Origin of the sequence: Nocardioides luteus, from assembly GCF_000960475.2 — a bacterium.
Classification (GTDB): Bacteria; Actinomycetota; Actinomycetes; order Propionibacteriales; family Nocardioidaceae; genus Nocardioides; species Nocardioides luteus_A.
In genome coordinates, this window is record NZ_JZDQ02000080.1 from 1 (window position 1) to 1,073 (window position 1,073).

Annotated in this window: 2 protein-coding genes; both read right to left on the minus strand. The window is 63.8% G+C overall.

The genetic code is table 11. From position 1 onward, the window contains the following. Window positions 1-127: 127 nt before the first annotated feature. Window positions 128-823, minus strand: a complete 696-nt coding sequence (gene thyX / locus UG56_RS27355; protein WP_218145308.1) for an FAD-dependent thymidylate synthase — start codon at window positions 821-823, stop codon at window positions 128-130. Between the two features lie 35 nt (window positions 824-858). Continuing rightward, window positions 859-1,073 (minus strand): HNH endonuclease signature motif containing protein (locus UG56_RS27730; protein ID WP_143055232.1); only part of this gene is annotated, 215 nt, incomplete at its 5' end.

Sequence of the window (1,073 nt, forward strand, 5' to 3'; positions counted from 1 at the left end):
TTCCTTGGGTTGCGTAGCTGCTTGGGATCTTTGGCCGATCACTTTCGGCGGCCGACTGGATCCCTCGTACTTTTACTAGACGATGACACCTTGTGAACACTTCACAAGGTGCCGTCGTAGGGCGGCGTCAGGCCTGGGCCGTGTCGCGCCAGACGCTGTGGGTGATCGGCATCTGCTGGGCGAAGTGGTGCTCCATCTGTTCGGCTACCTCGCGGATCTCGAACAGGGCGTCGGCGGCGGACCGCAGACTCAGGAAGTGCATCAGGTTTCTCGGGTTGACGGTCGCCCAGAAGGAGGTCATGACATTGACCGGGAGGACGTCCCGGGCGACCTCCCGAGCGATTCCGGCATCCAGCATCTTCAGGTACGCCTCATAAGCCTGGATCGTGCTCTGCTCGATCGTGTCGCGCGCCAACGAGATCTGGTCAGGGGTGCCGATCTCGAACCGGTACGCACCGACCTTCCCTTCCTGACGTAGCGGCCGATGGGGAGGAGGCAGATAGAACCGGTCGGGCAGCACCGTGTAGCGCCCGCTGATCTCGTTGAACGAGAACGTGCGGTGCCTCATGAACTCCCGCGCCACGAACAGCGGTGTGGTGACGATGAAGGTGAACTGCCCGTGCTCGAACGGCGAGGTGTGCTGGTTGCGCCACAGGAATCGGATGAGACCCTCGACGCGTCCCGGCTCGGCCTCCTTGGCGTGCGCAGCCTCGTCCTGCGAAACCCACGCGGCACGAGCTACGTCGAGGTCATCGGCAGAGGCTCGGTACAGCTCGACGACCGACGAGTCCATGAACTGGGGGCGTTGATGTTCTTGGGCCACCGCATGAGTGTCGCGCAGTTTGTGGGGCCGCGGGTTCAGGCGCGTCGGGTGAACCGGATGCGTCCGTCCGGGAGCCGCTGGTAGGTGTAGTCGGGGTCGTGGATGCGGCGATGGTCACTGGGGCACAACAAGACCATGTTGGCCAAGTCAGTCTTCCCGCCTTGGGACCAGGGTGTGAGGTGGTGGGCTTCGGTCCAGGCCGCGGGGGCGTCGCAGTCTTCGGCTTGGCAGCACTTGTCGCGTAGCCGCA